Origin of the sequence: Phytohabitans houttuyneae (assembly GCF_011764425.1) — a bacterium.
In the GTDB taxonomy this organism is placed as follows: Bacteria; Actinomycetota; Actinomycetes; order Mycobacteriales; family Micromonosporaceae; genus Phytohabitans; species Phytohabitans houttuyneae.
The window spans coordinates 818,336-833,155 of record NZ_BLPF01000004.1 but is presented as its reverse complement, the minus strand read 5'-3'; the positions used below and the strand labels follow the sequence as shown (position 1 = coordinate 833,155).

Annotated in this window: 6 protein-coding genes; 2 read left to right on the top strand and 4 right to left on the bottom strand. The window is 70.9% G+C overall.

The window, feature by feature from the left end:
* Positions 1-20: 20 nt before the first annotated feature.
* Positions 21-1,655, bottom strand: a complete 1,635-nt coding sequence (locus Phou_RS45945; protein ID WP_173070416.1) for a substrate-binding domain-containing protein — start codon at positions 1,653-1,655, stop codon at positions 21-23.
* A 522-nt stretch (positions 1,656-2,177) separates the two neighbouring features.
* On the opposite strand from Phou_RS45945, the gene Phou_RS45940 reads away from it, so the two are divergent.
* Complete coding sequence (locus tag Phou_RS45940) at positions 2,178-6,182, top strand: galactose-binding domain-containing protein (protein WP_173070414.1); 4,005 nt, start codon at positions 2,178-2,180, stop codon at positions 6,180-6,182.
* A 287-nt stretch (positions 6,183-6,469) separates the two neighbouring features.
* Complete coding sequence (locus Phou_RS54110) at positions 6,470-7,159, top strand: helix-turn-helix transcriptional regulator (protein WP_173070412.1); 690 nt, start codon at positions 6,470-6,472, stop codon at positions 7,157-7,159.
* 28 nt (positions 7,160-7,187) lie between these two features.
* On the opposite strand, the gene Phou_RS45930 is transcribed toward Phou_RS54110, so the two are convergent.
* The 3 genes from Phou_RS45930 to Phou_RS51915 form a co-directional block, all read right to left on the bottom strand.
* Positions 7,188-8,717, bottom strand: coding sequence for a PH domain-containing protein (locus Phou_RS45930; protein WP_173070410.1), 1,530 nt, complete (start codon positions 8,715-8,717; stop codon positions 7,188-7,190).
* Entirely contained in the window at positions 8,714-8,983 is a 270-nt protein-coding gene (locus tag Phou_RS51920; RefSeq protein ID WP_218579607.1) for a PH domain-containing protein, read from the bottom strand. The genes Phou_RS45930 and Phou_RS51920 overlap by 4 nt, the downstream gene beginning before the upstream one ends.
* Before the next feature lie 234 nt (positions 8,984-9,217).
* Positions 9,218-14,602 carry an SDR family NAD(P)-dependent oxidoreductase gene (locus Phou_RS51915; protein ID WP_371872272.1) on the bottom strand — a complete coding sequence of 1,795 codons (5,385 nt, stop codon included), beginning with the start codon at positions 14,600-14,602 and terminating at the stop codon, positions 9,218-9,220.
* Positions 14,603-14,820: the final 218 nt, after the last annotated feature.

Genomic DNA, 14,820 nt, shown 5'->3' with positions numbered 1-14,820 from the left:
AGATACGCAAGTCGCCGGGATCAGTCGCCGTGGAGGCCGCCGGCCGCGGTGTGGATGAAGACCGCCGTCACCTCTTCGGCGGTGGTCAGGTCGGCGACGTACCCGTCCACCGCCTCGACCGCACCGGCCAGCAGTTTGGCCTCCTGTCGCTGCCCGAAGGCGACCACGCTGAGTTGCACCGGGCGGGCCGGGTCCTTCGCACGCTGGAGTCCGGCGGTCAGCTGTGCCAGCGTGATGCCCTGCGGATCGCCTTCGTTGCGCCCGTCGGTGAAGACCAGCACCTGGGTGGAGATGCCCGGTTCATAGGCGTCCCGGCCCGCGGTGTAGGCCGCGAGGATCGTGTCGTAGAGGCCGGTGCCGGTCTTGCGCGCCGCCAGCCGGCCGACGGCCGCGTCCATAGCGGCGCGATGGGGCGCCGACAGCGCGGCGGTGGGCAGCAAGACCCGGTGGTCACGCGGCGGATCCAGCCCAATGCCGAACTCCCAGATGCCCACCCGGCTGTCGTCCGGCAGCAGCCCGCCCAGTGCCCGGCAGCCCTCCCGCACGAGGTCGATCAGCTTGGCGCCGGAGCCGGGCGCCTGCTCACCCATCGAGCCGGACACGTCGACGACGGCCAGCAGGTTGGTCCGCCGATCCGGTGGATACCAGGTGGCGAGGACGTGGTCGACGTGGTGCGCGCCAAGCACGCCCATGCGGACGCGGGCCAGCGCGGGCAGCTCGACGTCGGCGCCCGCTGGCGGCCGGTCCACGCCCGGCCCGCGCAGCCGCGCTTCGCCCAGGGCAGCGGCGCCGGGTACGCCGGTCAGCGCGTTTCGCAACCGCTCCAGCGCGGCCACGCGGGACAGGTCTTTCACGGCGGCCGTGGTAGGCAGCCAGGTGTAGCGCAGCATGACCGCGTAGTCGCTGCCGGACAGGATCGCCGGTGCCGTCGCGCCGAGCCGGGGCAGGAGCGCGTACTCGGGTACCAGCCCGACCTCGCCGGCCTGCTTCGGCAGTGCGGGGTCGCCGCCGGTCACCGTGCGGGTCACGGGCAGGGCACGTGCCAGCGCCAGAGCCGAGGCGTCCATGCCTTTCGCCAGCCACACCGCCTCGGCGACGCCACCCGCGCCCACCATCCCGTCGCCCGAGCCGCCCGGGTCCCGCACCGCGAGGCGTACGCCCGAGCGGGAGGCGACGAGGTTTGCCAGTGCCAGCCATGAGCCGCCGGCCGCGCGGATCCGGTCCGCCGTCGCCGCGTCGGTGACCATGTAGATCGGCGTCTCCGCCACCACCGCACCGGAGCCGGCCACGTCCTTGGCCGCGAGCAGCCCACCGGCCGCGGTGGCCATCCACGAGGAGTCGTCGGGTATCCACACGTCGGCGTCGATCCGCTCGACCGCGCCCGGCGCCGCCCGCCCATCGGCGACGGTGAACTGCAGGTTGACACAGCTCTCGTCCGCACTCGTCCGGGGCGCCAGCGCCTCCAGCACCGGAGCGAAGGAGGACGCCGTCACCACGCGTACGGTGTGCGGGCAGGCGGCCTCGGCCACACCGCTCGGCTCGTCCCGCGCGCGGACGTAAACCCCGGCGGCGACCAGCACCGCCACCACACCGCACGCGGCGACGGCGAGCGCCGGTCTGCCCCGCACGGCGTCGCCCGTCGAATGTTTTCCCATCGGTACCCCCGGCCGCCACGGACCTCCCGACGGCCCCCGACGGCGTCCCCACCGCCCTCGTCGCGCGATCAACGTGCCGCTCAGCATGGCACCGACCAGCGGGTGGCGCCCTTCCGAGAAGGGACAACTGGCGGATCGGCGCCGTCGCGCTGACGGACGGGCATGCGGCGGAGGCATCTCGGGCACGAGGTCGGACCGCGCGGGCGAGCAGGGGTGGGTCAGCTCTCCACGACGGCCCTACGCGACCCGAAGGCGCTGAAGGTCGTGTCGAAGACGATGGATGACCACCAAGCCCGAAAACGCCGTACACCGTAGAGCAAGTTGAGTTCTTGCGGATATGGATCAGCTTCTTGCGTTGATCAGTCTGAATTTGTATCGTCATCGCCACGAAACACATCGCACGGCGGTACGCCCCACGCGCCCGGGCGTGGCGACGTCACCGGTATGGCCCTTCTGCCGCGCCAGCGGGCACCCACGCCCGCCGACCGCGGCACAGCCCACGGAAGTAGGTGCCGCACCGCCATGTCCCCCGCTCGATCCAGACTCAAGAGGGCGCTAGCCCTCGCCGCCGCCGTCACGCTGGCGCCGGTCGCCATCGCGACGCCAGCCGAGGCCGCCGCCGGCGGTCCCAGCCTCGCGTCCGGTCGCACCGCGGCAGCCAGCGCCAGCAACGGCGCGTACCCCATCGCCAACCTCACCGACGGCGACCAGGCCACCATCTGGCAGGGCTCCGGCGCCTTCCCGCAGTGGGCGCAGGTCGACCTCGGCAGCAGCCGGAAGATCGACCGCGTGCAGCTCAAGGTCCCGGCGGGCTGGAGCCAGCGCACGCAGACCCTCTCCGTGCAGGGCAGCCCGAACGGCAGCACGTTCGCCACGATCGTGTCCTCGGCCGCGTACACGTTCGCGCCCGGCAACGGCAACACCGTCACGATCAACTTCGGCGCCACGAGCGCGCGGTACGTCCGGGTCAACGTCACCGGCAACACCGCGACCTCGGCGGCCCAGCTCTCCGCGCTCGACGTCTTCGCGGTCGCCGCGGCCGGGCCCAACCTCGCCACGGGCAAGGCCATCCAGGTCAGCAGCACCCAGGGCGGCTACCCCGGCGGCAACGCCAACGACGCCAACCAGGGCTCCTACTGGGAGAGCGCCAACAACGCGTTTCCACAGTGGATCCAGGTGGACCTCGGCTCGTCGGTGAGCGTCAACCAGGTCGTGCTCAAGCTGCCGGCCGGCTGGGGCACCCGCACCCAGACGCTGACCGTGCAGTCGAGCACGAGCGGCTCGTCGTTCAGCACGCTGGTCGCCTCCGCCGGGTACGTCTTCAACCCGGCCAGCGGCAACACCGTGACGATCGACTTCACCGCCACCACCACGCGGTACGTGCGGCTGAACATCACCGCGAACACCGGCTGGCCGGCCGGGCAGCTCTCCGAACTGGAGGTCTACGGCCCGGCGACGGGTGACAACGAGGCGCCGAGCGTGCCCGGCAACCTCGCATACACCCAGCCGGCCACCGGCCAGATCCGGCTCACCTGGAACGCGTCGACCGACAACGTCGGCGTCACCGGGTACGACATCTACGCCAACAACACGCTGCGCACGAGCGTGGCCGGCAACGTCACCACCTACACCGACAACCAGCCGGACGGCACCTCGGTCTCGTACTACGTGCGGGCCAAGGACGCGGCCGGAAACCAGTCGGGCAACAGCAACACGGTCACCCGCCCGGGCGCGCCCACCGGCGGCACCAACCTCGCCCTCGGCAAGCCCATCACCGAGTCCGGGCACATCCACACGTTCGTCGCGACCAACGCCAACGACAACAACGTGGGTACCTACTGGGAGTCCAACGGCTTCCCCGGCACGCTGACCGTGCAGCTCGGCGCGAACGCGAGCATCAACTCGGTCGTGCTGCGGCTCAACCCCGACCCGATCTGGGGCACCCGCACGCAGACGCTCCAGGTGCTCGGCCGGGAGCAGAGCGCGTCAGGCTTCACCAACCTTGTGTCGTCGCAGACGTACACGTTCAACCCCGCGTCCAGCAACACCGTCACGATTCCGGTCACCGCGAACGTCGCTGACGTGCAGTTGCGCTTCACGGCCAACTCGGGGGCGCCCGGCGGTCAGGTCGCGGAGTTCCAGGTGATCGGTACGCCGGCGCCCAACCCGGACCTCACCGTCACCGGCATCACGTCCAGCCCGGCCGCACCGGTGGAGACAAGCGCGATCACCCTCTCCGCCACCGTGCGCAACGCGGGCAACGCGGCCTCCGGGGCCACGGACGTCAACTTCTACCTTGGTACCGCGCTCGTCGGCACCGCCGCCGTCGGCGGGCTCGCCGCCGGCGCCTCCACCACCGTCTCGGCGAACATCGGCCCGCGCGACGCCGGCACCTACCAGGTGACCGCGAAGGTCGACGAGGACAACGACGTCATCGAGCAGAACGACACGAACAACGCCTTCACCAGCCCGACGTCCCTTGTGGTCACCGCGGTGTCCAGTTCGGACCTGGTGGCCGCGGCCGTGGGCTGGACGCCGAACAACCCCGGTGCCGGCAACACGGTCACGTTCAGCGCGTCCATCCGCAACCAGGGCAACATCGCCTCGGCCGCGGGCGCGCACGGCATCACGCTGACGGTGCTCAACGACTCGGGTGCCGTCGTGCGGACGCTCACCGGCTCGCACACCGGTGCCATCGCGGCCGGCGCCACCACGCCGGTCATCAGCCTCGGCACGTGGCCCGCCACCAACGGCCGGTACACGGTCCGGGTGGTGCTCGCCAACGACGCCAACGAGCTGCCGGTCAAGCAGGCGAACAACACCAGCGAGCGGCCGCTGTTCGTGGGCCGCGGTGCGAACATGCCGTTCGACATCCTCGAGGCGGAGGACGGCGCCGTCGGTGGCGGAGCCAGCGTGATCGGTCCCAACCGGACGATCGGTGACCTCGCCGGTGAGGCGTCCGGGCGCCGGGCCGTCACGCTCAACCAGAACGGCGCGTTCGTGCAGTTCACCACCAGGGCCAGCACCAACACGCTGGTCACCCGCTTCTCCATCCCGGACTCCGCGGGTGGCGGCGGCACGAGCAGCACGCTCAACGTGTACGTCGACGACGTGTTCCACAAGGCGATCCCGCTCACCTCGAAGTACGCGTGGCTGTACGGCGCGGAGGCGGGCCCCGGCAACTCGCCGGGTGCGGGCAGCCCGCGGCACATCTACGACGAGGCGAACATCTTCCTCAACTCCACCGTGCCCGCCGGCAGCCGCATCAAGCTGCAGAAGGACGCGGCGAACAGCGGCACGTTCGCCATCGACTTCGTCAGCACCGAGCAGGTGTCGCAGGTGGGCAACCCGGACCCGGCCCGGTACACCACGCCGACCGGCTTCACCCACCAGGATGTACAGAACGCACTCGACCGGGTACGCATGGACACCACCGGCAACCTCATCGGTGTCTACCTGCCGGCCGGCGAGTACCCGACGTCCAGCAAGTTCCAGGTGTACGGCAAGGCCGTGCGCGTGGTCGGCGCCGGCGCCTGGTACACCCGCTTCGTCGCACCGCAGAACCAGGAGAACACCGATGTCGGCTTCCGCGTGGAAGGCGCGGCGGGCGGCTCGCTCTTCACCGGGTTCTCGTACTTCGGCAACTACACCCAGCGCAACGATGGCCCGGGCAAGGTCTTCGATCTGCAGAACGTCTCCGGAATCACCATCGACGGCATCTGGGCCGAGCACCAGATGTGCCTGTTCTGGGGCCTCAACACCGACAACACCACCATCCGGAACACCCGCTCGCGCAACCTGTTCGCCGACGCCATCAACATGACGAACGGCAGCACGGGCAACCTGGTCAGCAACAACGAGTCCCGGGCGTCGGGCGACGACAGCTTCGCCCTCTTCGCGGCCACCGACGGCGGCGGCGGGGCGCAGCGGGACAACGTGTTCGAAAACCTGACGTCGATCCTGACCTGGCGCGCCGCCGGCGTCGCTGTCTACGGCGGGTTGGCCAACACGTTCCGCAACATCTACGTGGCGGACACCCTGGTGTACTCCGGTATCACCATCAGCTCTCTCGACTTCGGCATCCCGATGGACGGCTTCGGTGCCACGCCGCCGACCGTCTTCGACGGGCTCTCGATCGTGCGGGCCGGTGGTCATTTCTGGGGCGCGCAAACCTTCCCCGGCATATGGGTGTTCTCCGCGAGCAAGGTCTTCCAGGGCATCCGCGTCAGCAATGTGGACATTGTGGACCCGACGTACCACGGCATCATGTTCCAAACCGGTTACGTCGGCGGCCAGCCGCTCTTCCCGGTGGCGGACACCATCTTCACCAACGTCTCCATATCCGGAGCGCAACGAAGTGGTGACGCATACGACGCCAAGTCCGGCTTCGGCATCTGGGCCAACGAGATGCCCGAGCCCGGCCAGGGCCCGGCGCGCGGCTCCGTAACCTTCAACAACCTGCGGTTCAGCAACAACTTCCAGAACATCCGGAACACGACGACAACGTTCACCATCAACGTCACGTGAGCGAGCTTGCGAGCGAACCATTGGACTCAGTGATGGCCCAACGCTCTGAGCTGCACCATCAGGCCGACCTATAGTTCCCCCACCGGGACAGGGCCTCGCTTCGGCGGGGCCCTGTTTCGTTGTTTCTCCAGGTCGCGGGTTGTTTCCAGCGTGCTGCGGGCGGGCCGCTATAGGGGTTCTTTACGGGTATCCCCCACGTCGGGCGCCGGACAACATGGCTCTCGTAAGCCGAGACCGACCCCCACCGACTCTCCATGGCCCCCGGTGGGATCTCGCGGGGAGGATTCGTGACGCAAGCACTTGCCGAGCCCACATACCAGGAGCTTCGCTACCCGGCCGGCCCCTCACCGGCACACCGGCACGCGGACGCATACCGGTCGCTCTTCGAGCGCTCCGGCATCTGTATGGCCTCCGTCGACCTCGCGCTGCGGGTCCAGGAGGCGAACGAGCCGTTCCGCCGGGAGCTCGGCGGGACCACCGACGCCATCGGGCGCGAGCTTTTCGACTTTCTCCGGGTGAGCACCCAGACCACGCTCCGCCGCCAGTTCGTACGCCTCATCGAGGGGCGTTGCGAGCGAATCACCGAGCGGGTGCTGGGCTTTCGCTCCGAGGAGTGCCTCATGCCCGCCCAGCTGACCGCAGTGTCCATCCGGGACCGTTCGCCATTGGTGTCGAGCATCCTGGTCATGGTCCAGTGGGACGAGGCCGCCGCCGACACCGCCACCCGTACCGCCCGTCACAAGGTGCTCACCGACCTGGACGCCCGCATCCTGCAGGGTGTCGCGATGGGAATGTCCACTGTCAACCTGGCCGCCAAGCTCTACCTGAGCAGGCAGGGCGTGGAATACCACGTCGCGACCATGATGAAGAAGCTCAAGGCGCCAAACCGGGCGGCGCTGGTCTCTCGGGCGTACGCGACCGGTGTGCTGTCCGCGGGCATGTGGCCCCCGGTGGTAGCGCAAGAATTCATCAAGTAACCCCCTATCAGGGTTGCTCGATGTGTGGTCAGGGAGTTGGCTGGCGGGCCGGTCGGCGAGGCGCCGCGCCAACTCCCTGTTCCGTCTCCAGAAACGGCGCGATCAGATCCGGCACCGCCTCGTCGGCGAACGTGAGAGCCTGGGCCTGCCCCGCGTCGGGGATCTTGTAGCCGCCGTGGTTGGCGGCCGTCGTGGCGGTCAGCGTCACGAGGCCGGCCCGGCGCTGCAGCGGTGAGCTGGACACCACCCAGCCGATCACCCCGTCGCGCCGGAGGGCGACCGTGCTCCGCCGCACACTTCCGCGACGGGACACCAGGTACTCGCCGGCGAGGCCGTGCCCGAGCGCGCGGTAGGCGTCCAGCCCGATCCAGACGGCGGCCGGCACCAGCACGACCGCGCTGATCCAGGCCAGGTGCAGCAGCGCCTCGACCAGCAGCAGCCCGAGCGCGGCAAGCACCAGCGCGACCCCTACCGCGGCACCGACCGCCCAGAGGAGGCGGCGGCGCCGGGCGGCTGGCGGGTGCGGGGTGAGGCTCGCCGCCTCGGTCGGTACCACCGGCTCGCCCAGGATGTCGGCCGCCACTCGGAGCGCGAGCTGCCGGGGCACGACCGGCAGCAGCGTGCGCGGGTCGTTGCGCCGCTCGTCGATGCTCACCGTGAAGCCGCTCGCCACCGCGTCAAGGCGGGCACCGCCGGCCAGCCGGGCGCCGAGCGGCTCGATCACCTCGATGCCGCGCAGCCGGCGTTCCTCCAATGTGAGCGAGCGGCGGGTCAGCAGGCCCCGCCGCACGAGCAGGTTGCCTGACTGCCGGGTCAGTCGGAAGTCCCACCACAGCTCGACCCAGAGGCCGAGGGAGCCGATGACGCCGAGCACCAGCCCGATCGCCAGGATGACGCCGAGGAGCGGGATCAGCGGCAGCTCGCGGAAGAGGTCACGGACGAAGTCGACGACCGCGACCTGCAGGTTGAACCAGTCGGTCACCTGCATCACGAGACCGAACGCGCCAGCACCGAGTGCCAGCGTGGTGACGGACAGTGGCGCGTACCGGATCCACGCCCTGTCGAAGCGGGCCAGCTCGACCTCGGGGCCTTCGTGTCCCTTGTGGAGAAGCTCCGCGCGCAGGGCATCGGCCAGCTCGCGGCCGAGCGGGTCGAACGTGACGGAGACCTTGCCGAACATGTCCTGCTGGCCGGTGCCGATCCGCACGCTGGCCAGGCCGAGCAGGCGGTGCACGATGGTGGCGTTGACGTCGACGGTGCGCACCCGCTCGCGCGGCACCGACTTGTGCGTACGGAAGACGAACGTGAATCGCCGCTCCACCCGCTCCTCGGTGATCCGGTACTCGGTGTACCACCAGCGGACCCAGTCGATGAGCACGCCGTGCGAGACAAGCACTACCGCTCCGCCACCCACCACAAGGGACACCAGCCAGGCGTCGACACCACCCTGAAGCAGCAGCAGCGCGGTGGGCACGCCCGCGACGACGGCGAAGCCGAGCAGGTAGAGGGCGGTGAGCCAGAGGGTACGCCGATGGAGCCGCTGCCACTCCCCGGTCACGTCGCGTCCCCGTCGGTGGCCTGTGTCACGGCGGTGAGCTTGCGGACCAGCTCCTCCGCGCGCTCGTGGTCGAGCCCGTCGATCCGCACCGGCCCCTTGGCGGAAGCGGTCGTCACCGTGACGGTGGCGAGGCGGAAGCGCTGCTCAAGGGGTCCGCGCACGGTGTCGACGGTCTGGATGCGGGACATCGGCGCGATCCGCCACTGCTGGAGAAACCAGCCGCGGCGGGCATACACCGCGTCGAGCGTGACCTCCCAGCGGTGCACCTGGTACCGGATGCGGGCACCACGACCGCGTACGCCGCGCCGCCGAGGACGACCAGCACGAGGGCCGCCAGCAGCCAAGGCCGGAGTGGGCCGATGAGCAGGGCGAGCACGGCGAGGACGACCGCGGCCGCACCGGTCACGGCGGCGGCGCGGACCGCCCACCAGGTGACGGCGCGGCGCTCGACGGGGTTGCGGGGCGGGCGGAGTCGCACGGTGCGCGTCTCGGTCACGCGATCAGTCTCCCTGCTGGCTGAGTTCCTCGTCGAGGAGCGCGAACATCTCCTCGTCCGAGGCGTCGTCCAGGTTGATCTCCGCGCGCGGCTCCTGCTCGTTGCGCGTGCCGGCCCACCTGGCCCGGAGCACCTCGAGGCGGCCCTCGATCTGCTGGTGCGCCTTCGGGTCCACTGTGGTGCCGGCGAGCGCCTTCTCCAGCGAGTCGAGCGCGGCAAGGAGGCCGTTGATCTCGGCCGCGGCGTCCGGTGCCAGCTCGCCGTGCAGGTACTCGACGAGCGCGGCCGGCGTCGGGTGGTCGAACAGGAGCGTGGCGGGCAGGCGGAGCCCGGTCACCGCGTTCATCCGGTTGCGCAGCTCGACCGCGGTCAGCGAGTCGAACCCGAGGTCCTGGAACTGCCGCTCCGGCTCCACGTCGGACCGCCCGCCATGCCCGAGCACCGCCGCGACCTGGTCGAGCACCAGCTCCAGCAGCACCTCGCGCCGCTCGGCGTCGCTCGCGGTGGCGAGGCGTTGGGCGAGCCGATGCCCGCCGTCCGCCACCTGGCCTCGCCGGACCGGGCCGCGGATGAGGCCGCGCAGCAGCGGGGGTACCTCGCCCGCCTTGCGAATCGCCGCCAGATCCAGCCGCACCGGAACCACGCTCGGCGTAGCTGAGCCGGCCACCGCGTCGAACAGCGCCAGGCCCTGCTCAGTGGTCAGCGGCGGCATACCGGAACGAGCCATCCGCTCACTGTCCGCAGCCATGCCCTGCTCCCACGGACCCCAAGCCAGCGACACCGCGGGCTTACCTTCGACCCGCCGGCGCACCGCCAACGCATCCAGGAACGCGTTACCGGCCGCATAGTTGGCCTGCCCCGCACCACCGAACACGCCAGCAGCCGACGAGAACAACACGAACGCGTCCACATCACCGGCCAGCTCATGCAGATGCCACGCGGCGTCCACCTTCGGCCGCAACACCGCCGCCAACCGCTCCGGCGTGAGCTGACTGACCACTCCGTCATCAAGCACACCAGCCGCGTGCACCACCGAGGTCACCCGATGCCTACTCAACAACCCCTCAACCTGACCACGATCGGCCACATCACACGCCTCGACCGCCACCTCGACACCAAGATCCGCAAGATCCGGGGCCCTGCCACTACGGCTGACCAGCAACAACCGCCGCACCCCGTGACGCTCGACCAGATGCCTCGCCACGACCGCACCCAACCCACCACCACCGCCAGTGACCAGCACCAAACCATCCGGATCCCACACCACCACCTCACCAGCCGAGCCACGACCCAGCCGAGCCACATGGACCACGCCATCGCGGAGCACGACCTGCGGTTCGGCGGCGAGCAGTGCCGGCGTGACCTCGGCCTGGTCGGTGTCGACGAGCGCGAAGCGGTCCGGGTTTTCCGACTGCGCCGACCGGACCAGGCCCCAGACCGCGGCCGCCGCCGGGTCAGCTCCGCTGGTGGCGCCGCGCGTCACGACGGTGAGGCGGGACTCGGCGAACCGCTCGTCGGCGAGCCACTCCTGGATGAGTTCCAGCATGCGGGCGGTCAGGGCGTGTGCGGCCTCGACCGGTCCTCCGCTGCCCTGCGCGGTGACCAGGACGGTCGACGGCGGGTCGGTGATCGCGGCGAGGCCGGAGTAGGCCGTGGCGCCCAGGGCCGGCGCGAGGCCGAACGGGTCGGGTCCGAGCACCGCGACGGTCCCCAGGCCCTGCTCGCCGGCCGCGGTGGCCGGCACCCAGTCGAGGGTGAAGAGGGCGTCCTGCTCGATCGGCTTCGCAGTGGCGGTCACCGGCCGGGTGACGAGCGACTCGACCGTGGCGACCGGTGCGCCGCCGGCGCCGGTGACCGCAATGGACAGTCCACCATGGCCGGACGGTGCGAGCCGTACCCGCAGGGAGGTGGCGCCGGCCGCGTGCAGCGTGACGCCCTCCCAGGAGAACGGCAGGCCACCGGCGTCGCCGGCGCCGCCCTCGCCGGGCAGCATCGCCGCGTGCAGGGCCGCGTCGAGCAGGGCCGGGTGGATGCCGAAGCCATTGGCGGTACCACCGGGAAGCTCGACCTCGGCGAAGGTCTCGTCACCGCGCCGCCAGGCCGCCCGCAGGCCCTGGAAGAGCGGCCCGTACGTGAAGCCCGCGTCGGCGAAGGCGTCGTAGCAGCCGTCCACGTCGACCGGCTGGGCACCGGCGGGCGGCCAGGACTCCCCACCCGGCTCGACGCGTGGGCCGCCGGACCCGAGCACGCCGGTAGCGTGCTGGGTCCACGGGGCGCCGGCCTCGGCGGAGTAGACGGCAATGCGGCGGCGGCCGTCACCGTCCGGTTCGGACACCGAGACCTGCAGGCGGACGGTGCCGTGCTCGGGCAGTACCAGCGGGGCGGCGAGCGTCAGCTCCTCGATCCGGTCGCAGCCCACCTCGTCACCGGCCCGGATCGCCAGCTCGACGAATCCGGTGCCGGGGAAGAGCGGCACGCCGCCGACGCGGTGGTCCGCGAGCCACGGGTGGGTACGCAGCGAGAGCGTGCTCGTGAAGAGCATGCCGCCGGAGTCGGCGAGCCCGACGGCGGCGCCGAGCAGCGGGTGGTCGGTGGCCTCCAGCCCGGCGGCGCGAACGTCGCCGGTGCGCGCCGCGGCCGGAGCGGGCCAGTAGCGTTCGTGTTGGAAGGGGTAGGTGGGTAGGTCGGCTTTGTCGGTGCCGGTGAGTGTGGGTGTCCAGTCGATGGTGGTGCCGGTGGTGTGTAGTCGGGCCAGGGCGGTCAGGAAGGCTGTTTGTTCGTCGCGGTCTTTGCGCAGGGTGGGGATGGCGGTGCCGGTCATCGCGGCCAGGACGCCGTCGGGTCCGATCTCCAGCAGGGTGGCCCCGTCGAGGGTGGCGACGTTGTCGGCGAAGCGGACGGTGTCCCTGACGTGGCGGACCCAGTAGTTCGGGTCGGTGACGTCGCCGCTGGCGGCGATCGGGATCCGCGGCTGGTGGAAGGTGAGGTCGGTGATGGCCGTCTGGAAGGTGTCGAGCATGGGGTCCATGAGTGGGGAGTGGAAGGCGTGCGAGACCCGCAGCCTGGTAGTCCGTGTGAACTGGGCCGCGACCGCCTCGACCTCGTCCTCGTGGCCGGCGATGACGATGGCGGTGGGGCCGTTGACCGCGGCGATCGAGACGCGTGCGGTCAGCAGTGGTGTGATGTCGGCTTCGGTGGCGTGGATGGCGATCATGGCGCCGCCGGTGGGGAGCTGCTGCATCAGCTGGGCGCGGGCGGTGACGAGGTGGCAGGCGTCGGCCAGGGTGAGGACACCGGCGATGTGGGCGGCGGTGACCTCGCCGATGGAGTGGCCGGCCACCTGGTCGGGGGTGACGCCGAACGACTCGACAAGCCGGTAGAGGGCGACCTCGACCGCGAACAGTGCCGGCTGGGTGTTACCGGTCTGGTTCAACGCCTCCGGGTCATCACCCCACATCACCTCCCGCAACCCCGGATCAAGACGCGCCAACACCTCATCCAACGCGGTCGCGAACACCGGATAGCGGGCATACAGGTCACGACCCATCCCCAGCCGCTGCGAGCCCTGACCGGAGAAGAGCACCGCCAGCCGCCCCGGCTGGGCGTGGCCGCGGGCCACCTCGGACACACCATCACCGCTGGCCAGCAGCACCGCCCGATGCTCGAACACCGACCGGCCTACCAACGCCCGACCGACCGCGGCCCGCGACCCGTCGAGAGTGTGCAGCCGTTCGACCTGAACATCGAGGGCGACCTCGGACTTGGCCGAGACCGGCCACGGCACCACCACCGGATCCGGCACCACAACACTCGCGGCCGGGGCCGGCTGCTCCAAGATCACATGAGCGTTCGTGCCGCTGATCCCGAACGACGACACACCCGCCCGACGCGGACGATCGACTTCCGGCCACACTGCCTGCTCAGTCAGCAACTCGACCGCACCCGCAGACCAGTCCACATGCGACGACGGCGCGTCGACATGCAGGGTGCGTGGGACGGTGCCGTGCCGCATCGCCATCACCATCTTGATCACACCCGCGACGCCGGCGGCCGCCTGGGTGTGGCCGAGGTTCGACTTCACCGAGCCGAGCAGCAGCGGCCGCTGCCGGTCACGGCCGTACGTGGCCAGCAGCGCCTGCGCCTCGATCGGGTCACCCAGCGTCGTGCCGGTCCCATGGCCCTCCACCACATCCACATCGGCCGGCGACAGGCCACCACTGGCCAAAGCCTGACGGATCACCCGCTGCTGCGACGGGCCATTCGGAGCCGTCAGGCCGTTGGAGGCACCATCCTGGTTCACCGCACTGCCCCGCACGACGGCGAGGATCGGATGGCCGTTGCGCTCGGCGTCCGAGAGCCGCTCCAGCACCAGCATGCCCACGCCCTCGGACCAGGCCACCCCGTCCGCCGCGTCCGCGTATGCCTTGCTGCGCCCGTCCGGGGCGAGGCCGCGCTGCCGGGAAAACTCGACGAACGCGGTCGGCGTGGACATCACCGTCACGCCACCGGCGACCGCGAGCGTGCACTCCCCGGCCCGCAGCGCCTGGGCGGCGAGGTGCAGCGCCACGAGCGAGGAGGAGCAGGCGGTGTCGACGCTGACCGCGGGACCTTCGAAGCCGAACGTGTACGACACGCGGCCCGACGCCACGCTCCCCGAGCTGCCCTGCCCTTGCAGGCCCTCGTGTTCGCCGCCGTCGAGGAGAGCGCCGTAGTCGTTGTACATGACGCCCGCGTACACGCCCGTCTGGCTGCCGCGCAGCGTCACGGGGTCGATGCCGGCCCGTTCGACCGCCTCCCACGTCACTTCGAGCAGGAGCCGTTGCTGCGAGTCGGTGGCGAGGGCCTCGCGCGGGCTCATGCCGAAGAACGCCGGGTCGAACGCGCCGGGTTCGGTCAGGAAGCCGCCCTGGCGGGTGTACGAAGTGCCGAGGTGCTCGGGATCCGGGTCGTAGAGCCCTTCGAGGTCCCAGCCGCGGTCGGTCGGAAACTCGCTGATCGCGTCCACGCCGTCGCGGACGAGGCGCCACAGGTCGTCCGGCGAGGCGACGCCGCCCGGGTAGCGGCAGGCCATGCCGACGATCACGATCGGGTCGACCGCCACGCTCGGCAGGGCGGCGGCGGGTGTGGCGGCCACACTGTCCACATCGAACAGCTCGTCGTGTAGGTAACCGGCCAGCGCCGTCACCGTCGGATAGTCGAAGACGAGCGTGGCGGGCAGCCGCAGCCCGGTGGTACCGCCCAGCCGGTTTCGCAGCTCGACGGCGGTGAGAGAGTCGAAGCCCAGCTCCTGAAACGCGCGGCCCTGGTCGACCTGCGTGGCGCTGGCGTGGCCGAGGACGCCGGCGACCTGCCCGCGCACCAGCTCGACGAGCTCTGCCCGGCGCTCCACCTCCGCGAGGCTGGCGAGGCGGTTGACGAGTCCACGGGCGGTGTCGGAAGCCTGGCCGCGCCGGACCGGGCCGCGGATGAGGCCGCGCAGCAGCGGGGTACCTCGCCCGCCTTGCGAATCGCCGCCAGATCCAGCCGCACCGGCACCACGCTCGGCGTAGCTGAGCCGGCCACCGCGTCGAACAGCGCCAGGCCCTGCTCAGTGGTCAGCGGCGGCAT

Bases quoted from the DNA above. Each gene is read 5' to 3' on its own strand.
- Phou_RS45945 (WP_173070416.1), bottom strand. From the start codon at position 1,655: ATGGGAAAACATTCGACGGGCGACGCCGTGCGGGGCAGACCGGCGCTC.
- Phou_RS45940 (WP_173070414.1), top strand. From the start codon at position 2,178: ATGTCCCCCGCTCGATCCAGACTCAAGAGGGCGCTAGCCCTCGCCGCC.